14 protein-coding genes and 1 other RNA gene are annotated in these 20,031 nt (G+C 66.6%); 4 read left to right on the plus strand and 11 right to left on the minus strand.

Features of this window, described 5'->3' with window-relative positions; translation table 11 throughout:
* Positions 1-137: 137 nt before the first annotated feature.
* From ACVILH_RS00280 to rsmH, 5 genes are all read right to left on the minus strand, one after another.
* The gene (locus ACVILH_RS00280) at positions 138-1,514 is read right to left on the minus strand and encodes a UDP-N-acetylmuramoyl-tripeptide--D-alanyl-D-alanine ligase (protein WP_456711087.1); all 1,377 of its coding nucleotides are present in this window, start codon (positions 1,512-1,514) and stop codon (positions 138-140) included.
* Positions 1,511-2,971 (minus strand): UDP-N-acetylmuramoyl-L-alanyl-D-glutamate--2,6-diaminopimelate ligase, encoded by a 1,461-nt coding sequence (locus tag ACVILH_RS00285; RefSeq protein WP_456711088.1) that lies wholly within the window; start codon positions 2,969-2,971, stop codon positions 1,511-1,513. Before ACVILH_RS00285 ends, ACVILH_RS00280 begins: the two co-directional genes overlap by 4 nt.
* Before the next feature lie 68 nt (positions 2,972-3,039).
* Positions 3,040-4,788 (minus strand): peptidoglycan D,D-transpeptidase FtsI family protein, encoded by a 1,749-nt coding sequence (locus ACVILH_RS00290; RefSeq protein ID WP_456711089.1) that lies wholly within the window; start codon positions 4,786-4,788, stop codon positions 3,040-3,042.
* The gene (gene ftsL / locus ACVILH_RS00295) at positions 4,785-5,177 is read right to left on the minus strand and encodes a cell division protein FtsL (protein WP_006614104.1); all 393 of its coding nucleotides are present in this window, start codon (positions 5,175-5,177) and stop codon (positions 4,785-4,787) included. The genes ACVILH_RS00290 and ftsL overlap by 4 nt, the downstream gene beginning before the upstream one ends.
* A 3-nt stretch (positions 5,178-5,180) precedes the next feature.
* Entirely contained in the window at positions 5,181-6,176 is a 996-nt protein-coding gene (gene rsmH, locus ACVILH_RS00300) for a 16S rRNA (cytosine(1402)-N(4))-methyltransferase RsmH (protein WP_456711090.1), read from the minus strand.
* A gap of 540 nt (positions 6,177-6,716) precedes the next feature.
* On the opposite strand from rsmH, the gene ACVILH_RS00305 reads away from it, so the two are divergent.
* Complete coding sequence (locus ACVILH_RS00305; RefSeq protein WP_456711091.1) at positions 6,717-7,568, plus strand: peptidoglycan recognition protein family protein; 852 nt, start codon at positions 6,717-6,719, stop codon at positions 7,566-7,568.
* Between the two features lie 4 nt (positions 7,569-7,572).
* Here ACVILH_RS00305 and ACVILH_RS00310 read toward each other — a convergent pair whose 3' ends face one another.
* Both ACVILH_RS00310 and ACVILH_RS00315 read right to left on the minus strand, forming a co-directional pair.
* Positions 7,573-8,817 carry an RNA polymerase sigma factor gene (locus ACVILH_RS00310; protein WP_456711092.1) on the minus strand — a complete coding sequence of 415 codons (1,245 nt, stop codon included), beginning with the start codon at positions 8,815-8,817 and terminating at the stop codon, positions 7,573-7,575.
* 24 nt (positions 8,818-8,841) lie between these two features.
* Positions 8,842-9,195 carry a YciI family protein gene (locus ACVILH_RS00315; protein ID WP_456711093.1) on the minus strand — a complete coding sequence of 118 codons (354 nt, stop codon included), beginning with the start codon at positions 9,193-9,195 and terminating at the stop codon, positions 8,842-8,844.
* A gap of 140 nt (positions 9,196-9,335) precedes the next feature.
* Here ACVILH_RS00315 and rnpB point away from each other — a divergent pair.
* Positions 9,336-9,770, plus strand: an RNA gene (gene rnpB / locus ACVILH_RS00320) — RNase P RNA component class A.
* A 45-nt stretch (positions 9,771-9,815) separates the two neighbouring features.
* Here the strand turns inward: rnpB and ACVILH_RS00325 are convergent.
* From ACVILH_RS00325 to ACVILH_RS00335, 3 genes are all read right to left on the minus strand, one after another.
* Positions 9,816-11,633 (minus strand): ABC transporter ATP-binding protein, encoded by a 1,818-nt coding sequence (locus ACVILH_RS00325; RefSeq protein ID WP_456711094.1) that lies wholly within the window; start codon positions 11,631-11,633, stop codon positions 9,816-9,818.
* Between the two features lie 317 nt (positions 11,634-11,950).
* Positions 11,951-13,540, minus strand: a complete 1,590-nt coding sequence (locus tag ACVILH_RS00330; RefSeq protein WP_456711095.1) for a DHA2 family efflux MFS transporter permease subunit — start codon at positions 13,538-13,540, stop codon at positions 11,951-11,953.
* Positions 13,541-13,778: 238 nt separating this feature from the next.
* Entirely contained in the window at positions 13,779-15,107 is a 1,329-nt protein-coding gene (locus tag ACVILH_RS00335; RefSeq protein WP_456711096.1) for an HlyD family efflux transporter periplasmic adaptor subunit, read from the minus strand.
* A gap of 188 nt (positions 15,108-15,295) precedes the next feature.
* Here ACVILH_RS00335 and ACVILH_RS00340 point away from each other — a divergent pair, with 188 nt between their 5' ends.
* Positions 15,296-15,934, plus strand: a complete 639-nt coding sequence (locus ACVILH_RS00340) for a TetR/AcrR family transcriptional regulator (protein ID WP_456711097.1) — start codon at positions 15,296-15,298, stop codon at positions 15,932-15,934.
* A 794-nt stretch (positions 15,935-16,728) separates the two neighbouring features.
* Here the strand turns inward: ACVILH_RS00340 and nikR are convergent.
* The gene (nikR, locus tag ACVILH_RS00345; protein ID WP_456711098.1) at positions 16,729-17,226 is read right to left on the minus strand and encodes a nickel-responsive transcriptional regulator NikR; all 498 of its coding nucleotides are present in this window, start codon (positions 17,224-17,226) and stop codon (positions 16,729-16,731) included.
* 197 nt (positions 17,227-17,423) lie between these two features.
* On the opposite strand from nikR, the gene ACVILH_RS00350 reads away from it, so the two are divergent.
* Entirely contained in the window at positions 17,424-19,745 is a 2,322-nt protein-coding gene (locus ACVILH_RS00350) for a TonB-dependent receptor (RefSeq protein ID WP_456711099.1), read from the plus strand.
* The last annotated feature ends 286 nt before the right edge of the window (positions 19,746-20,031 follow it).

Consider the following 20,031-nt stretch of genomic DNA (forward strand, 5'->3'; position numbering starts at 1 on the left):
CGACGCGAATCCGGCCCACCGCCTCTTTTAACCATGATCGGAGCCCGGTGCGAATCGCAGCCGACGGAATGTTCCGTCCGGCGTGGACCGGTCACCAATGAATCATCGCCCCTGCCGCGCCGCGATATTGCCCGCTGTCACGCGCTGCCCTGCAGCGCGGCGGCGAGCTTCGACACGAACTTGTTGACCCAGAAGATCTTCTTGCTGCCCTTGATGACCACGACGTCGCCGGGCGCAAGCAGCGCCGCGACCTGCTTGGGGTCGAGCGTTGCGGGATCCTCGTGCCAGCCGAGCCGCTTGTCCTGCGGCAAGGCGTCGAACAAATGACGCATCAGCGGGCCGACGCAATAGACACCATCGATCCCGGCGAGGTGACTGACCATGCCGGCATGATAGGCCGGCGCCTCGTCGCCGAGCTCCAGCATGTCGCCGATGACAGCGATCCGCCGCCTGCGCACGGGCCGCGCCTGCAGACCGTCGAGGGCAGCCGCCATGCTGGCCGGATTGCCGTTGAAGCTGTCGTCGATCAGCACGATGTCGCCGACGGTCTGCTCGACGCCGCGTCCCGTCATGATGCCGACGTGGCTGAGAGCTGGCGCCAGCTGCGCCGGATCGAGCCCGGCCGCGGCCACTGAGGCGAGCGCCGCCAGGGCGTTGTGCAGGCGATGCGGCGCGCCCGGCGTCAGCGCGAATTCGACGCGGCGGCCGGCGATGTCGGCGGTCACGTCCCAGCTCTCGCCGCGAGACGTGTGCGACAGCTCGCGCACCTCGGCCCCGCCGCCGAAGCGGATCGTCTTGCCGGTCCATTCCGGCGCCGAGAGATCGGCGGGCAGCACAAAGATGCCGTCGGCCGGCAGGCCGCGCGCGATCGAGACCTTCTCTTGCCGGATCGCCTCCAGGCTGCCGAGCTTCTCCAGATGCACCGGCTGGACGTTGACGACCAGCGCCACGGTCGGCTGCGACAACTCGGTCAGCCGCGCGATCTCGCCCTTCTGGTTCATGCCCATCTCCACGACCCAGACGGAGGCCGAGGGATCGGCATTGCAGAGCGTCAGCGGCACGCCCCAGAAATTGTTGAAGCTCGATGGGCTCGCAGAGGCGCCGGGATAGGCGGCAATGAACTCCTTGGTCGAGGTCTTGCCCGCGCTGCCGGTCAGTCCGATCACAGGCCCATGGAAGCGGGCGCGGGCAGCGCGCGCGAGCGCCCACAAACCATCGATCAGCGTGTCCGGCACCACGAGCTGTGGCACCGTGATGCCCTCGATCCGATGCGGCACGATCATCGCCACCGCGCCGGCCTGCTCCGCATTGGCCGCGAACTCCCAGCCGTCCCGGCTGGAGGCAAAGCTCGACACGAAGCCGCCGCTCGGCGTGCCGCTGAGCGCCACAAACAGGCTGCCGGGCTTCACCGCGCGGCTATCCTGCGTGACGAAGTCGATCGGCGTGTCCGGATAGTCCCCTGTCAGGCCGAGCGCGCGCGCCGCCTCGGCCACGGTCCACAGCGCCTTCGTCATGATCCCCTCGCCGCCAATACGTCCGCGACCGCCTCGTGATCGCTGAAATGCAGGGTGGTGCTGCCGATGATCTGGCCGACCTCATGCCCCTTGCCGGCGATGATCAGCGCGTCGCCCGGCTGAAGCTCGCTGATCGCGAGCTTGATCGCCTCGGCGCGGTCACCGATCTCGCGCGCGCCCGGCGCGGCCGCCAGGATTGCGGCGCGGATGGAGGCCGGGTCCTCGCTGCGCGGGTTGTCGTCGGTCACGATGACGCTGTCAGCCCCGGCGGCGGCGATTTCCCCCATCAGCGGCCGCTTGCCGGTGTCGCGATCGCCGCCGGCGCCAAACACCACGACCAGCTTGCGCGCGGCATAGGGACGCAAGGCGTGCAGCGCCTTCGCGAGCGCATCCGGCTTGTGAGCGTAGTCGATGAAGATCGGCGCGCCATTTTGCTCACCGACCAGCTCGAGCCGCCCCTTGGCGCCCTCGAGCGTCTCCAGCGACTCGAACACGGCTTGCGGATCGCTGCCGGTGCCGATCGCAAGACCGGCAGCGACCAGCGCGTTCTCGATCTGAAAGGCGCCGACCAGCGGCAGCCGGACCGAATACATCCGGCCGCAATGCTGGATCTGGAGCTGCTGCGCAAAGCCGTCCACCGCCGCGGCCACCAGCCGGATGCCCGGCCCTGCCCCGTCGCCGCTCGTTCCCACGGTCATCAGCCGAAGCCCGCGCGCCTCAGCCGCCGCGATCACCTCCGGCGAGCAGTCATGATCAGCCGAGATCACGGCGGCACCACCCGGCGGCACGAGATCGCGAAACAGCCTGAGCTTGGCGTTGAGATAGTGCGCGAGGTCGGGATGGTAATCCATGTGGTCGCGCGACAGGTTCGTGAACCCGCCGGCCGAGACCTTGACGCCATCCAGCCTGAACTGATCGAGCCCGTGCGACGACGCCTCGAAGGCGAGATGCGTGACGCCGTCCTGGGTGATCTCGTCGATCTGCCGGTGCAGCGCGATCGGATCCGGCGTGGTCAACGACCCGTAGACCGTGCGCTTGTCCGACACCAGGCCGACCGTCCCGATGCTGGCCGAGCTGTGACCGAGCTTCTGCCAGATCTGCCGAGTGAAGGCTGCGACCGACGTCTTGCCGCTGGTGCCGGTGACGGCCGCGATGGTCGCAGGTTGCCGAGGAAAGAACCGCGACGCGGCAAGCGCCAGGGCCCGCCGCGGGTTGGACAGCGCGACGAATGGAACCGGGAGCGGCCCGTCAGGTGCCGAGGCACCGGCCACGGCGACCGCGCCCGCCGCAATGGCGGCTGCGACGAAGCGGGCACCGTCCGTCTTGGTTCCCGAGAGGGCGAAAAACAGGTCGCCGGGCCGGACGGCCCGGCTGTCCACGGCAAGGCCGGAGACGTCCACGGCGGCGATCTGCGGATCGAGCCCCGCCTGATCGCCGAGGAGGTCGTGAAGTTTCATCCTGGTCCCGTACCGGTGCCGGCCCGCCCAGCGGGCGGAACCTCGAAAGCCGATGATTCGCGGACGGCTTACTGTGTCAGCCGCGATGCCGCAAGAATTTGGCGGTCGGACGGCGGCAGGTCGAAACGGGGCTCGATGCCGAGCAGCGGCCCGATCCGGGAGATCACATTGCCGGCGGTCGGCACCGCGTTCCAGCCGGAGGTGATGAAGCCGTAGGTCTCCTTCAGCGCCTGCGGCTCGTCGAGCATGATCAGGAGCTGGTATTTCGGCTTGTCGGCCGGGATCACGGCCGTGAAGAGGGTCAGCACCTTCTTCTTGGCATAGCGGCCGTTGATCACCTTCTCGGCGGTGCCGGTCTTGCCGCCGATGTAATAGCCCTTCACGTCGGCCTTGCGCGCGGTGCCGACCTCGGCGTTCAGACGCATCAGATAGCGCATCTTCTCCGAGGTTTCCGGCTTGATCACGCGCTTGGCGATCGCCATCGCCTCCGCTTCGGTGCGCTTCATGAAGGTCGGCGGGATCAGCAGGCCGCCATTGACCAGCGCGCTGACGCCCATCACGCCCTGCAGCGGCGCCACCGCCATGCCATGGCCGAACGCGATCGTGACCGTGTTCAACTCGGCCCAGCGCTTGGGCAGGATCGGCGAGGCGCTCTCCGGCAGCTCGGTGCGCAGCCGGTCGAACTGGCCCATCTTGCGCAGGAACGCCTTATGGCCCTCCACGCCCTGCGTCAGCGCGATCCTGGCCGCGCCGACGTTGGAGGAGAAGTAGAACACCTCCTTCATGTTGAGGAAGCGGCCCTTCGGCTCGTCGTCATGAATCGCGAACTTGCCATAATGCAGCGGCCCGCGCGCATCCCATAGCGAGTTCAGATCATACTTGCCGGTGTCGAGCGCCATCGCCAAAGTGAACGCCTTGAACGTCGAGCCCATCTCGTACACGCCGGTGGTCAGGCGATTGATCCGATCGGGATCGTGCGCTTCCTTCGGATTGTTCGGATCGAAGTCCGGCAGCGACACCATCGCGATGATCTCGCCGGTCCTGACGTTGACGACCAGACCGGAGGCGGCCTTGGTCTTGAACTTCTCCTTCGCCTTGAGCAGTTCGTCGCGCAACGCATGCTCGACGCGCAAATCGACCGAGAGCTCGACGGGCTTCTGCAGGCGATCGGTGGCGAAGCCGGCGCGATGCAGGTCGGCGAGGCCCTGATTATCGAGCCACTTCTCCATGCCGGCGATGCCCTGGTTGTCGATGTTCACCAGGCCGATCAGGTGGGCCACCTCGTTGCCGGTCGGATAGACCCGCTTGTTCTCGCGCAGGAAGCCGACGCCCGGCAGGCCGAGGCGATGGATGTCCTGCTGCTGCTTCGGCGTCATCTCGCGCTTGAGCCAGACGAAGCCCTTGCGCGACATCATGCGCTCGCGCACCTCGTTCGTATCGAGATCGGGCAAGGTCGCGGTCAAGAGCTCGATGGCCTCGTCCTTGTCGATGAGGCGGCGCGGCTCGGCGAACAGGCTCGGCGTCTTGACGTCGGTCGCCAGCACGGCGCCGTTGCGATCGACGATATCGGGCCGTGCGGTCGCGATGGCGTCCTGCTGCGCGGCTCGCCGCGCACTCGGACCATCCGAGCCCGCCGCAAACATCACGAGACGGCCGCCGATGACGGCATAGACCGCGGCGAAGGCGATGATCGCAAGGCCAATGCGCGCCCGCGCCTTGGCGGTGCGATCGACGTCGCGCCCGTAGAGCAGCGTGCGCACCAGGCGCTGCCGCCACGGCTCCTGCGGCTTCACGTGCGGCCGAGGCTGGTCGGTCATTGCTGATCCTCCGGACGAGAGACCGATCCGGTCACGGGGGGTTCTTCATTGATGGCGTCGATCGTATCGATCATCGAGCCGATCGGATCCGGATTGTCGGGACGGGCGAAGCGCGGCGGCCGCTCCGGCAGGTTCTTCAGGCTATCGTATTGCGTGGCGTTGAGCGGCTTCAGCGGCAGATGCCGCTCGACCAGCCCCTGCAGCCGCAGCGGCGCGTCGAGCTTGGCCCATTCCGAGCGCAGGATGGCGATCGCCTCGCGCTGCTCGCGAATTTCGGCGCGCAATTGCAGCACGCGCTCGACGCGCGCCGTCGACTCCATCTTGATCCGATAGACATAGGCGGCCGCGAAGATCAGCGAGCAGATCACCACGAGATGCAGGAGGCGCATCGGTCAGCCTCCCCGCAGGACGTCGGCCAGACGCGGCCAGGGGGACGAAGAGGACCGGCTGTGCGCCGGCGCAGCCGTGCGCTCAGCGCCGCGCAGCTTGGCGGACCGCGCACGCGGATTGGCCTCGGTTTCAGCCTCCCCGGCCACCACCGGCTTGCGGTTGAGAAGCTGAAAGCTCGGCGTCTCCTGCGCGATCTCCGGCAGATGGCGCGAGCCGCCGCCGGTCTTGCTGCGCTCGGCGAGGAAGGTCTTGACGATGCGGTCCTCGAGCGAATGGAACGAGACGACGGCGAGACGGCCGCCCGGTGCGAGTATGCGCTCGGCTGCCGACAATGCCTCTTCGAGCTCGTCGAGCTCCTCGTTCACGAGGATACGCAGCGCCTGAAACGTGCGCGTCGCCGGATGAATGTCGCCCGGCTTCGATCTCACCACGCGCGCCACGATGTCCGCGAGTTGCCGCGTCGTCGTGATCGCCTGCTCCTTGCGCGCCGCCACGATGGCGCGGGCCACCCCGCGGGAGTGGCGTTCCTCGCCGAAGATATAGATGACGTCAGCGAGATCGCGCTCGGAGGCGTGCGCAAGGACATCGGCAGCGGTCGCCCCCTCCTTGCCCATGCGCATGTCCAGCGGACCGTCGAACCGGAACGAGAACCCGCGCGCGGCGGAATCGAGCTGCATCGACGACACGCCGACATCCATCACGATGCCGTCGACGCGGTCGAGCCCCTGCGCGGCGCAGATATCGGCGATGGCCGAGAAGCGATTCTCGACCAGCATAAGCCGGCCGCCCGCCTCGGCAACGAGGTCAGCGCCGCCCGCAATCGCGGTGCTGTCGCGGTCGATCGCGATCACTCGCGTTCCCGCTGTTGCCAGGATCAGACGCGTGTAGCCGCCCGCGCCAAAGGTCGCATCGACATAGGTTCCGCCATCGCGCGGCGCCAGCATCTCGACCGCTTCAGGGCCGAGCACCGGGATATGGCGCTGGTCAGCCGTGCTCACGCGGCCGCTCCACACGGATGCCGCCGACCCGGACTGACTATGCTCGGCTGCGAGCCCATCGCGCCTTCGATCCTCGCGCCTCGTCAATTCACCAAGCCGTCGCCCCGGACGGTCGACCGCCCACCTCACAAGGGACCGAGACCCGGAGCGCGAACTCCGCGCGCGGGCGATCGCCGGTCCGTCAACGATCGCGCGCGGCCGGATGCCCCCGACAGCGCTCGAACCGATGATATCCCGTGCAGGACCTTGCATGTGGCGGCTTGCCGTCCCGAAAGCCGGCTTGGCTCTTCACCACTTAGTAACGGCCTTTAGCGTTAACAAACCGTTGACGGTCTGTGGCGGATCTTAGGCGCTCACCTGGAACAGCCGAGCCGTGACGAGCGAGCGGTGCGGTCCCCACCACCTCGCCTTCGCGCAATGCTCTGATCAATATGAAGGGCCGGCATGCGATTTCGATTGCGGCTGGGACATGTAAAAGAGTAGTGCCTGCCCATATTCAATTTGATTCATTGCCATCGCCGCCTCCGCTTCGAGTGCTTCATGACCGATTCAACCGACAAGTCCGAATCGAAGCGGCCGCGCGCAGTGCCGATTCCGAAGGGCGTCTCAGACCTGCCTGTTTTCACACCGGATTCGTCGATCGCGTCCGACGTGATCCCGTCGGCAAATTTTGGTGAGCGCAAGGGTGGCCGCCAGCCGGACATGGTCATCCTCCACTACACCGGCATGCCGGATGTCGAGGGCGCGATCACCAAGCTGTGCACCGCCGGCACCGAGGTCTCGGCGCATTACATCGTGCTCGAGGATGGCCGCATCGTCCAATGCGTGCCCGAGGCGCTGCGCGCCTGGCATGCGGGGCTGTCGTCCTGGGGCGGCGAGGAGGACATCAACTCCTGCTCGATCGGCATCGAGATCGTCAATCGCGGCCACGACTGGGGCTATCCGGACTTTCCACCGCGGCAGATCGCCGCCGTGATCGCACTGTGCCGCGGCATCATGCTCCGCCGCAACGTGCCGGCGCATCGCGTGCTCGGCCATTCCGACGTGGCGCCGTCGCGCAAGAAGGATCCGGGCGAGAAGTTTCCCTGGCACTCCCTCGCCAATTCCGGCGTCGGCCATTGGGTCCAGCCCGCGGCGATCACCAAGGGCGAGACCTTGAAGCTCGGCAGCATTGGCGACGATGTGAAGGGTCTGCAGAAGGCGCTCGCGAAGTATGGCTATGGCGTGCCGATCACCGGCAAGTTCGACGGCCTGACGATGGAGGTCGTCACGGCATTCCAGCGGCATTTCCGCCCCGAGAAGGTCGACGGCATTGCCGATCGCTCCACCTTGTGGACGCTGCATGCCCTGCTGACGAGCCTGCCGGCGGAAGACACCGCACCGCGGGTCTGAGCCGTCACACCTTGGCGTCGAGCTCGGTGAGCCGCCGCGCATAGAGGCGCTTGAGCGGGAGGAGTTGGGTCGCTTCGCTGGCCGCAACATAGGCTGCGCGCGCCTCCTCTCGCCGGTCGAGCCGCCGCAACAGATCGGCGCGCACGGCCGGCAGCAGATCGTACTGCTTCAAGCCGCCACGCGCGGCCAGCGAGTCCACCAGCGCGAGCGCGCGCGCCGGCCCGTCGACCATTGAAACTGCAGCCGCATGATTGAGCTCGATGACGGGCGATGGCGCGATCCGCAGCAGCACCTCGTACAGGCCGACGATCTGGCGCCAGTCCGTGTGCTCATAGCTTGGTGCCTGCGCATGGAGCGCGGCGATCGCCGCCTGCACCGTATAGGGCTGTGGTCGACCTTTGACGCTCAAGGCCTGTTCGACCAACGATAATCCCTCGGCAATCTGCCCGCGATCCCACAGCGCGCGGTCCTGCTCCTCAAGCAGAACGATGTCGCCCGACGCATCGGTGCGTCCGGCGCGGCGCGCATCGTGCAGCAGCATCAGGGCGAGCAGGCCCTTGATGTCGAGCGCCTGCGGCATCAGGCCAAGCAAGAGCCGGCCGAGCCGGATCGCCTCGTAGGCGAGATCGTTTCGGATCAACTCGGGGCCGGAGGTCGCGAGGTAGCCTTCGGTGAACACCAGATAGATCACGGTCAGCACGCCGCGCAGCCGCTCGTCGAGCGCCTCGCGCCCCGGTACCTCATAGGGGATGCCGGCAAGGCGGATCTTCTGCTTGGCGCGCACGAGGCGCTGCGCCATCGCCTCCTCGGTGGCGAGGAAGGCGCGGCCGATCTCGGCCGTGGTGAGGCCACAGACCGTGCGCAAGGTCAGCGCGACCTGGACCTCCGGCGCGAACGCCGGATGGCAGCAGGTGAAGATCAGCCGCAGCATGTCGTCGTCGAATTCGGACGGCGCCTCTGCGTCTTCGCTGATCGCGTCGCGTTCGATCGCGTGAGCGATCTCCTGCTCCTTGTCGCGAAAGCTGCTGCGACGCCGAATGCGGTCGATGGCCTTGTTGCGCGCCACGTTGACGAGCCAGGCGCGCGGATTGGCGGGGGCCTCGCTCCCCCGCCATTTGAGCAGCGCCGCCGCGAACGCATCCTGCAAAACGTCCTCGGCGAGATCGAAGTCGCCGACGAGCCTGATCAGTGTCGCGAGGGCGCGGCTCCCCTCGTCGCGAAACACTTTCTCGATTGCGTCAGGCGTCATCGTCGTCGGCCCGCGGCGCTGGCTTCAGTGATTATACTGCCAGACCGGCCGCACTTCAATGGAGCCGAAGCGCGCGCCCGGAATGCGCGCAGCGATGCCGATCGCCTCGTCGATGTTGTTGGCTTCGATCATGTAGTAGCCGCCGAGCTGCTCGCGCGTCTCCGCGAACGGACCATCCGTCGTCAGGATCTTGCCGTCGCGCACCCGCACCGTCGTGGATGTGGTGGTCGGCTGCAGCCGGTCGCCGCCCTTGAAATTGCCGCTGGCGATGATCGACTGGGTGAAGGTCTGGTATTCGGCCAGCATCTTGCCTTCGGCCTCCTTCTCCATCTTCGCGTATTCGACCTCGTTCTGATAGATCATCAGCAGATATTGCATCGGACTTGCTCCCTTGTTGCGGCGAGATCGCCGACATCCAGTCGAACGACGTCGACCCGGGACGACACGGGCAAGATAATATTTTTCGTCGCCACGGCGACGACTTGACGCGCCGGCTGCAAAGCCCCATTCACAGCGCGTCAGTCGGCCGGACGGCCGCTCCGGCAGGTGCCGAAAGGCCGCCGGGGAGGAAAGTCCGGGCTCCATCGACATGCGGTGCCGGATAACGTCCGGCGGGGGCGACCCCAGGGACAGTGCCACAGAGAACGAACCGCCCGCCTCCGCTCTCACGGGCTCCGGCGCGGTAAGGGTGAAAAGGTGCGGTAAGAGCGCACCGCGGGGCCGGCAACGGAACCGGCATGGTAAACCCCACCGGGAGCAAAACCGAATAGGGACGGCCACGCGGAGACAATCGTTTCGACGATGACGTCCGCGGGAGCGATGTCAGGCTCGCCGTCCGGGTAGGTTGCCCGAGGTCTCGCGCAAGCGCGATCCCAGAGGAATGGCCGTCACGTATCGTCATGCGCAAGCTTGGCGGTGCCCTACAGAACCCGGCTTACAGGCCGGCTGATATGTTCATGAGGGGCTCGACGCTCAAGCGTCGGGCCCCTCACCATTTGTTAGCCCGCGGCGGAGAGCTGGCCGAACTCGGTGGCCTGGCGCTCGAACAGGCTGCGATAGAGTCCGCCGGGCCGGCCGACGAGCGCGGCGTGATTACCCTGCTCGACGATGCGGCCGCGGTCGAACACCAGGATGCGATCGAGGCTGCGCACGGTCGCCAGCCGATGCGCGATCACGATCGCCGTCCGGCCCTTCATCAGCCGCTCCATCGCCTCCTGGATCAACGCCTCCGATTCCGAGTCGAGGCTCGAGGTCGCCTCGTCCAGGATCAGCACGCGCTTATCCGCCAGGAACGCCCGCGCCAGCGCCACCCGCTGCCGCTCGCCGCCCGACAGCTTGACGCCGCGCTCGCCAACGAGCGTCCCATACCCCTTCGGCAGCCGCATGATGAACTCATGCGCGTTGGCGAGCCGCGCCGCCTGCTCGATCTCCGCCTGGCTGGCGCCGGGGCGGCCATAGGCGATGTTCTCGGCGAGCGAGCGATGGAACAGGATCGGCTCCTGCTGCACGATCGCGATCTGGCTGCGCAGCGAATCCTGCTTCGCATGAGCGATGTCCTGCCCGTCGATCAGGATCCGCCCGCCACTGACGTCGTAGAGCCGCTGCACCAGCTTGACGAAGGTCGTCTTGCCGGAGCCGGAGCGCCCGACGAGGCCAATCCGCTCGCCCGGCCGGATGTCGACCGACAGCCGGTCGTACAGCGGCACGCGATGGCCGCCATAGTGGAACGTCACTGCGTCGAACAGGATGTGCCCGCCGGTCACCGTCATCGCCTTGGCATCGGCGGCATCGACGATGCCGATCGGCTCGCCATGGATCGCCACCAGCTCGTCCATGTCGTTGACCGCGCGCTGCAGGTTGTTGATGTGCATGCCGACGTCACGCAAGTAGGCGTGGATCACGTAGTAGCTGGTAAGCACATAGGTGACGTCGCCCGGCGAGGCCCGGCCGGCCATCCACAGCAGCACGGCGCCGCCGATCACCGACGAGCGCAGGCACAGCAGCACCCCGAGCTGCACGGCCGCCGTGGTGTTGTAGCGCAGCCAGGTGCGGTTGACGCGCCGGGACCAGCGGTTGACGACGCGCATCAGCCGGCCGTCCTCGCGCGCCTCCGCCCCGAACGACTTCACCACCGCATTGCAGCTCAGCGCATCCGCCAAGGTGCCGCCGACCTTGGTGTCCCAGGCATTGGAGATCCGCGCGGCGGGGGCGATGTAGCGGGTCGAGAACACGACCGTCATCGCGACGTACAGGACGGCACCGACGGCAATCACCCCGCCCAGCACGCCCCAATGCAGGCCGAGCAGCATCATCGAGCCGAGCAGCACCGAGAGCGACGGCAGCAGGGCCAGCAGGATGGTGTCGTTGTAGAGATCGAGCGCCCACATGCCCCTGGTGATCTTGCGCACCGTGGAGCCGGCGAAGCTGTTGGCGTGCCAGTCGGTGGAGAAGCGCTGCACGCGCACAAACGCCTCGCGCGCGACGTCCGACATGATGCGGAGCGTGAACGGCACGATCAGTTGCAGGCCGGACAGCCGCAGCACGATCGAGGCGAAGCCGAGCGCCACGATGGCGGCGAACGCCACCAGCGCCGAGTGCCGCGCATCTGAATTTGCCGGGCCGAGCGTCAGCGCATCGACCAGCTTGCCGGAGAACAGCGGCATGAACAGGTCGGCGGCGGTGGCGCCGAGCAGGCACACGGCGATGCCGAGGGTCATGCGCGGCTGCTTCAGCCAGTGACGGGTGACGAAGGGGATCACGACGCGGATCGCGGCGGGACGCTTGTCGGCCTTCAGGCCGGAGACGTTGAGGGTCATGGCTTCATCCGGCCGCGCTCGTCGCGCAGGGCTGGCTCCAAATGAAGCAGACGCGACGCGGCGCGCGGTCTGCGAATGAGTAATCAGGCGTTGGGAAGTGAGACGGTGGCGCTCAATGCGAGCGACTGACTACCAGGACCGGCATCGACCTTGCGGGCGTCGAGAGCACGAGGGTCGACAGCGCTGATATCGACCGGGTGCATGCGGTCTGCAGATGCGATGTGGTCATGCAGATCTCCCCGGTTCGAGCGGCAATCTGCATTCCATACCAGCGACGGTACGATTTGGCAACCCGCGCGACGCGCGGGCTTCTCACGTCAATGTGCGTCGCCGCCGCCGGCCATCGGCGAGCTCGGCTTGTTCAGCAGCAGCACCATGAAGCTGAGCGCGATGTAGAAGCAGGTCAGCATGAAGAAGGCGTCACCATAGCCCATCACCACGGCCTGGCGATGCACGATCTGCGATAGCTGCTTCATCGCCATGACAGCGGAATCGCCCATGCCCTGCAGCTTCTGCTGCAGCATGTTGAGCGTCTCGACCGCCGTGGCGTTGCCCCAGTTCACGCGCTCGTGCAGGCGCGAGATGTGCAGGTCGGTGCGATCGTTCAGCACTTGGTTGATGATCGCGAGCCCGACGGCGCCGCCGAGATTGCGCATCAGGTTGAACAGGCCCGACGCGTTCTTGACGCGGTCCGGCGCCAAGGTGCCGAGCGCAATGTTGTTGGTCGGGACCATCGCGCACATCATGCCGACGCCGCGCAACACCTGCGGCAGGAACAGCTCCCAGAAGTCGTAGTCGCGGGTGATGCCGGTCATCTGGTAGGAGCCGATCGCGAAGATGACGAGGCCGAAGGCGATGATCAGCCGCATGTCGATCTTCACCATCAGGCGGCCGACCACCGGCGCCATCAGGAACATCACCACGCCGGAGACGAACATCGTCTCGCCGATCATCAGCGCGCTGTAGCCGCGGACTTCGGCGAGATAGCGCGGATAGATGTAGGTCAGGCCGTAGAGGCCGATGCCGATGCAGAATTGCAGCAGGCAGCCGACCGCGAAATTGCGGTTGCCGAAGGCGTAGAGATCGACGATCGGCTCGTCCGCCGTCAGCACGCGCCAGAAGAAGCCGATCGCGGACACCGCGCACACCGCGGCGAAGATCGCGACCGAGGTGTCCTGCAGCCACTCATATTGCGGCCCCTCCTCCAGCACATATTCCAGCGAGCCGAGGAAGCCGGCCATGAACAACAGGCCCCACCAGTCGAAGCGCTCGAGCAGCTCGAAATGCGGCTCGTCGAAATCGACCAGCGCCAGCACGCCGATGGTGATCAGGATGCCCGGCGGGATGTTGACGAAGAACAGCCAGTGCCACGACATCGCGTCGGTGATGTAGCCGCCGACGGTCGGGCCGACGGTCGGCGCCAAGGTCGCGACGAGACCGATGATCGGGCCCACGATGTGGAATTTGGAGCGCGGGAACACCGTGTAGGCCGAGGCGAACACGGTCGGGATCATGCCGGCGCCGAGAAACCCCTGCAGCGCGCGCCACAGGATCATCTGCTCGATCGACGAGGCGAAGCCGCACAGGAAGCTCGAGATGGTGAAGCCGGCGGCCGAGATCGCGAACAGCAGCCGCGTGCCGAGCGCGCGCGACAGGAAGCCTGACAGCGGAATCGCGATCACTTCGGCGATCAGATAGGCAGTCTGCACCCACGACACTTCGCTGGAGCTCGCCGACAGGCCGGCCTGGATCTCGGTCAGCGAGGCCGACACGATCTGGATGTCCAGGATCGACATGAACATGCCGAACACCATGATCAGGAACGCGATCAGCCTGCGCGGCGCGATGCGATCCGACGGCGCCGCGGGCGCGCTCATGGTGGGGTCGGCTGTGGTGGCGGTGGCCATGGTCTCATTAGTCCGCTTGGGTCGAGGACCGCGCCGCATAGACGGTGCGCTCCCCTCCCCCTTGCGGGGAGGGGTCGGGGGTGGGGGTCCACGGCGGCAGTCTCGCCCGGAGTACCCCCCTCCCCAACCCTCCCCCACAAGGGGGGAGGGAGCTCACTGACGATGCCGAAGCATCTCGTTCAAGGTCAAGCTGCAGACCCAAAATCTCCGCAGCATTTTGGCTTAGACGTTCAACGTACTACTTCCCCTGCACCGTCGCCGGTGCATCGAGATCCGCGTCATTGTCCGCATCCTTGGCGCCGTCGGTGGTGTCCACCGTGACGTAGACCGACATGCCGGCGCGCAAGAGGTTCTGGCGCGCAACCTCCTTCGGCACGCGGATGCGGACCGGCAAGCGCTGCACGATCTTGGTGAAGTTGCCGGTCGCGTTGTCCGGCGGCAGCAGGGTGAACACCGAGCCCGCGGCCGGCGAGATGCTGTCGACCGCCCCCTTGAAGCCGCGCGAGCCATAGGCATCGACCTTGATCGTGACCGGCTGGCCGGGGCGGATGCGCTTGAGCTGGGTTTCCTTGAAGTTCGCGTCGATGAAGACGTCGTCCAGCGGCACGACGTTGCCGAGCCGCTGGCCGACCGCGACGAAGTCGCCGGTGTTGACCAGGCGGTTGGAGAACGTGCCGTCGACCGGCGCGCGCACCGTGGCGAATTCGAGATCGCGCTCGGCCTTGGCGAGCGAGGTCTTCAGCTCGGCGAGTTGAGCCTCTGCCTCGGCCTGCTGCGCCTTGGTGACCTCGACATTGTCGCGCGCGGCATCGAACGCGGCGCGGGCGGCGCGGACGGCGGCCATGCCCTGGTCGCGCGCCGCCTCCGACTGCTCGAAAGTGGCGTGCGAGGCGAAGCCCTTGGTGCTCAGCGCCTGCTGGCGCTCATAGTCGAGGCCGGCACGCTTCATCGCAGCTTCAGACGAGGTGAGGTTGGCCTGCGCCTGCTCGACTGCGCTCTGCTGGGCGGCGACCTGGCGGCCGATGCGCGCGATGGTCGCCTCCTGGGTCGCGATCTTGGCGCGCGCGGCGTCGACCGCGATCTTGTAGTCGCCATCGTCGATGCGGAAGATCACGTCGCCCTTGCGCACCACCGCATTGTCGCGCGGCACGATCTCATGGATGTGGCCCGAGACGCGCGCGCCGAGCATGGTGTTGTTGGCGCGGACATAGGAGTCGTCGGTCGACACCATGAAGCGGCCGACCATGACATAATGCGTGGCATAGCCGGCGGCGGCGAGCGCCAGCAGCAGGCCGATGCCGGCGAGCACGCGCTTGCGCTTGCCGGATTTCGGCGGCGCGGCGGGGGCGGCCGGGGGTTTCTGTCCTGCGGGTTGACCAGCCGGGGCGGCGGGCCGTTCGGCCGGCGCTTCAGCGGTGACCTCGGCGGAGTTGTCCAGTTTGAGCGACGCGGCCTCGTTGGACTGCGAACGGGCCGCCTCGGGCTTGGCCTGGCTCGAGACTTGGCTCGGCACACTCTCCGCCTCGGGCCGGCGTGCCCGCACAGCCTGTTCCCTCGCAGCAGCCATCAGAGACTCCCACCCATCACTGCGGGGCCGCATCGCCCCCGAAAAAATCGACCGAACCGTTCGGTCAATTTGACCTATATCATTGACCGAACCGTTCGGTCAATCTATATCTTCGCTGCTGCAACATACTCGCTCACGTCCTGCCGCGACGTTGCGTCGACGGGCATTTTCTGGAACAGCCTGAACCAATGATTGAAGGCGACCACACCACACCCCCGGTGACGCAGGACGAGGATTCCTCGAAGCGGCGCCAGATCCTCGACGGCGCCCGCAAGGTCTTCATGGACTTGGGCTTCGACGGCGCCAGCATGGGCGAGATCGCGCGTGCGGCCGGCGTCTCCAAGGGTACGCTCTACGTCTACTTCGCCGACAAATTCCGCCTGTTCGAGGCGATCGTCGAGGAGGAGACGGTGCATCGTGGCGCCTCGAATTTCAGCTTCGACCCGGCGCGCGATGCCGCCACCGTGCTGTACGAGTTCGGCTCGGCCTGGATCGCGGTGGTGTGCCGCCCGGGCGGCGGCTCGGCCATTCGCACGGTGATGGCGATCGCCGAGCGCATGCCGGAGGTCGGACGGCGCTACTATGATTGCGTCCTCGAGGGCACCATCAACCGGCTCGCGGCCTATCTGCAGGCTCGTGTCGAAGCGAAAGAGCTTGCGATCGACGACTGCCATCTCGCCGCCTCGCAATTCCAGCTGATGTGCCAGGCGACCTTGTTCCTGCCCTTCATCTTCCAGGGCGCGCCGGCGCCTGCGCCGGACGATGTTCACCGCGTCGTGTCGAGCGCCGTGCGCATGTTTCTCGCCACCTACGGCGTCAAGAACTGAGACATCGCTGACGCCCACCGCCTTGTCTCCAGACATGCGCTCTCCTTCTCGCGGCAGGGGACGCCCGAGCTTTGCAATCGGATCACCCTCGTCGTGATCGGAGGGCGCAGGGAAGGCCGGGCGCTGGCCGCGCCCGTGGCCCGCCTGCGAAAAAAAATGCAGGCGGCAGGTACCACAGGTCTGGCCGAGAACACCCGGCCTTCCCTGCGCGATGGGTTGACGGATTATACGCAGTCTCCCCGGTGTCCGGGCTTGTTAGCCACCGTCGCTCGTCCGATGCCCTGAGCATCCGCAACGAACTTGACGCCAGCATCGGGGCGTCAGGACCCTACGACTTCACCGTCCTGCCGGTCGCGTTCGTCCGCTCGCGATTCCAGCGCGCTGCGCGCCGACAGGCCACCGCTCCCCACCTCCAACCGCTCGTGACGACCGCGAAACGTCCCTCTTCGATCGAGGCGGGATGGGCAGAGTGAAACATGAAATTCGGAAAATTGGAAGATGAATATTTTTGCGCGCGGGACTGGACAGGGCAAATCAGGTTGATGGGATTGGAGAAATTGGTTTCTGGGCGCAGGGTGATTGTTGGCACCATCAGGCGTCATCTGCTCATGATTGCGCCCTCTCCCCTTGTGGGAGAGGGCATGTAGGACAGTGCAGCAAGCTCGGTCGGGTGAGGGGTATGTCTCTACGGGCAATGTGCCTGCGGACAGAGACCCCTCACCCAACCTTACGCGCGGATAGTCCGGAGATGCCCTCTCCCACAAGGGGAGAGGGCGCAGTCATGAGCAGCACAACTACTTCTTACCGCTCTTCGTGGTGTGGGAATGCGAGTGACTGTGGCTGCTGCTGTGGCTGTGCGAATGACTATGCGCGTGCCCATGCTCCGCGACCGGCTCGATCGGCATCATCGCGACGTGGCCGTGGCGGACGCCGCGTTCGGCGATGACGTGGTCGGCGAAGGCCTTGACCTCGGCACGCTCGCCCTTGAGCACGGTGACCTCGAGACAGCTCTCCTGGTCGATGTGGACGTGCAAGGTCGCCTGGGCGAGACCGGAGTGATCATGCGCCTCCTGCGTGAGACGCTTCGGCAGCTCGCGCGCGGCGTGATCGTAGACGTAGCTGAGGGTGGCGATGCACGGCCGGGTATCGCTGGCGCCGGTGTCGGCGCTCTCCAGACCGCTGCGCAGAAGATCGCGAAACGCCTCCGAGCGGTTGTCGTAGCCGCGCCGCGCCATGAAGGCATCGACCTCCGCGAGCAGATCGTCGTCGATGGTGATCGTCAGGCGCTGCATGCATCGTCTCCCGGCGGCAACACTGTTCCACGCGTATGATATTGAGTATGATGTTTGCTCGTTGACATCATACTGGTGTCACCTTAGCGTTCTTTAACACTCGACAGCGGGGCGATCCAAGCGAGCGTGTCGCGGGCCAATGACGGCTTGCGGCAGATGATGACGCACGTCCCGAGGCGAGACCGAGGGGCGTGACGATGCGGTGGCGTGGGGCGAGTGTTGGTGTGCTGATGGCGGCAGTGGCGCAGTCCTTGGCGCAGCAGGCGCAGGCCCATCCCGAGCGCCCGCCCGCCGAGTTGCCGACCGTCGACGTCGATGCGCCCAAACGCAGCGCGAAGCCGAAGCCGCAAGTGAGGCGCGAGGCGCAGCGGCCGAAGCCCGGCGCGCCGCGCACGGCCGCGGCCGTGCCCTCGGCGGCAGCGACCGCGGCTGCACCGTCCGGCGCGCCCAATGTCGGCTCGGGTGCGCCGCGCGCGCAGGGCATGGCGAGCGAGACCGTCATCACCGGCGAGGAGATCAACGCGCGGCCTGCGACGCGCCCCGGCGAGGTGCTGGAGGCGGTGCCCGGCCTGATCGTCACGCAGCATTCCGGCGAAGGCAAAGCCAACCAGTATTTTCTGCGCGGCTATAATCTCGACCACGGCACGGACCTGGCGCTGTTCGTCGACGACGTGCCGGTCAACATGCGCACGCATGCGCATGGCCAGGGCTATGCCGATCTGAATTGGCTGATGCCGGAGACGATCGGCCGCGTCGACGTCCGCAAGGGCCCCTATTTTGCCGACGAAGGCGATTTCGCCTCGGTGGGCAGCGTGCATATCGGCCTAATCGACAGCGTGCCCAAGGCGATCGCGCAGATGACGGCGGGCAGCTTCGGCTATCGCCGCTTCTTCGGCATGGATTCGGTGCATGTCGGCGACGGTCATCTGCTGATCGCGGGCGAAGCCGCCCGTTATGACGGCCCGTGGACCACGCCCGACGACGCCAAGAAGATCAACGGCCTGATGCGCTACTCGCAGGGCACGGCGACCGACGGCTTCTCGATCACCGGCATGGCCTATGCGAACCGCTGGACGTCGACCGACCAGGTGCCCGAGCGCGCGATCACCTCGGGCGTTCTCGGCCGCTATGACGCATATGATCCGACCGATGGCGGCAAGACCAACCGCTTTGCCCTGTCGGGCCGCATCGCCGGCACCGACGATGCCGGCTCGTGGAAGGCCAACGCCTATGTGGTGAAGAGCCAGCTCGATCTCTACAACAATTTCACCTACGCGCTGCGCGACCCCGACAATGGCGATCAGTTTCACCAGCATGACGACCGGCTGATGCTCGGCGCCAATGCGTCGCGCACCTTGAACGGCAGCTTTGCCGGGCGGCCGATGGAGACGACGTTCGGCATCCAGACCCGCTATGACGACATCGCGCTGGCGCTCAGCTACACGGCCCAGCGCAACTATCTCACTCCCGTCCGCAGCGACAAGGTCGGCGAAGGCAGCGTCGGGCTCTATGTCGAGAACACGGTGCGCTGGACGGATTGGCTGCGCACCACCGTCGGCTATCGCGGCGACTATTACCAGACGCACGTCTACTCGCTGTATAATGGCAACAACACCGGCGATGCGCAGGCGAGCCTCGGCAGCCCGAAATTCCGCATGGTGCTCGGGCCGTTCGCCCAGACCGAGTTCTTCCTCGGCGCGGGCTATGGCATGCACAGTAACGACGCGCGGGGCGCCACCACCACCGACGATCCGAACGCGCCGGGCAACCGGATCGACTCGTCGCCGCTGCTGGTGCGCACCAAGGGCGCGGAGGTCGGCGTGCGGACCCGCGTCATTCCGGGGCTCGACTCGTCGCTGAGCCTGTTCATGCTCAACCAGGATTCCGAGATCCTGTTCTCCGGCGATGCCGGCGACACCGAGGCCAGCCGGCCGAGCCGGCGCTACGGCTTCGAGTTCACCAACCATTATCGGCCGGCGTCGTGGATCGACATCGATGCCGACCTCGCGATGACGCATGCGCGCTTTGTCGGCGACAACACCGATCAGGCGGCGACCTATGCCTCGCTGGCCGGCTGGCCGCAGGCTCAGCTCGGCAACGCCCCGGGCAACTACATCCCCAACGCGCCGTCGATGATCGCATCGGCCGGCATTACGCTCGGCGAGAAGACCGGCTGGTTCGGCGGCTTGCGCTGGCGCTATCTGGGCTCCACGCCGCTGACGGAGGACAACTACTTCCGCTCCAATTCGACCAGCGTCTTCAACGGCCGCATCGGCTTCCGCGACGCCAATGGCTGGCGCATCCAGCTCGACGTGCTGAACCTGTTCAACACCAAGGCCAACCAGATCTCCTATGGCTATGGCTCGCTGCTGCCAAGCGACGCGCTGTTCCAGGCGTGCTACCCTCGCGCGGGAACGTCGACCGTCCCCACGCAAGTCTGCCAAACCGGCGTGATGGACCGCGTCCTGCACCCGATCGAGCCGCTGACGTTCAGGGTCACGGTGGCGGGGACGTTCTAGCTCGCCGCTGTCGACGTTCGCCCCGCTGTCGCGGCGCCGACGGTGCACTCCCCTCCCCCTTGCGGGGAGGGGTCGGGGGTGGGGGTCCGCGAACTCTGCTGTCAATGGTGAGCTCCGCCCTGTTACATCAGCGTCGCGCTATCGCCGCAGACAGCCAACAGCGTCTAAGGGGTGCCACTCACCGAGTTCAGCGCCCGGAGACCCCCACCCCCGACCCCTCCCCGCAAGGGGGAGGGGAGCGCACCGTCGCCTTGGCGAAGAGCTCGGCTTCATGAGAAGAAGAGCT

The organism is Bradyrhizobium sp. USDA 4353 (genome assembly GCF_054063215.1).

Coding starts and splice junctions, on each gene's coding strand:
- ACVILH_RS00330 (WP_456711095.1), bottom strand. CDS start 13,540: ATGGCCACCGCCACCACAGCCGACCCCACCATGAGCGCGCCCGCGGCG.
- ACVILH_RS00340 (WP_456711097.1), top strand. CDS start 15,296: ATGATTGAAGGCGACCACACCACACCCCCGGTGACGCAGGACGAGGAT.
- ACVILH_RS00310 (WP_456711092.1), bottom strand. CDS start 8,817: ATGACGCCTGACGCAATCGAGAAAGTGTTTCGCGACGAGGGGAGCCGC.
- nikR (WP_456711098.1), bottom strand. CDS start 17,226: ATGCAGCGCCTGACGATCACCATCGACGACGATCTGCTCGCGGAGGTC.
- ftsL (WP_006614104.1), bottom strand. CDS start 5,177: ATGCGCCTCCTGCATCTCGTGGTGATCTGCTCGCTGATCTTCGCGGCC.
- ACVILH_RS00315 (WP_456711093.1), bottom strand. CDS start 9,195: ATGCAATATCTGCTGATGATCTATCAGAACGAGGTCGAATACGCGAAG.
- ACVILH_RS00280 (WP_456711087.1), bottom strand. CDS start 1,514: ATGACGAAGGCGCTGTGGACCGTGGCCGAGGCGGCGCGCGCGCTCGGC.
- ACVILH_RS00305 (WP_456711091.1), top strand. CDS start 6,717: ATGACCGATTCAACCGACAAGTCCGAATCGAAGCGGCCGCGCGCAGTG.
- ACVILH_RS00335 (WP_456711096.1), bottom strand. CDS start 15,107: ATGGCTGCTGCGAGGGAACAGGCTGTGCGGGCACGCCGGCCCGAGGCG.
- ACVILH_RS00350 (WP_456711099.1), top strand. CDS start 17,424: ATGCGGTGGCGTGGGGCGAGTGTTGGTGTGCTGATGGCGGCAGTGGCG.
- ACVILH_RS00285 (WP_456711088.1), bottom strand. CDS start 2,971: ATGAAACTTCACGACCTCCTCGGCGATCAGGCGGGGCTCGATCCGCAG.
- ACVILH_RS00325 (WP_456711094.1), bottom strand. CDS start 11,633: ATGACCCTCAACGTCTCCGGCCTGAAGGCCGACAAGCGTCCCGCCGCG.
- ACVILH_RS00290 (WP_456711089.1), bottom strand. CDS start 4,788: ATGACCGACCAGCCTCGGCCGCACGTGAAGCCGCAGGAGCCGTGGCGG.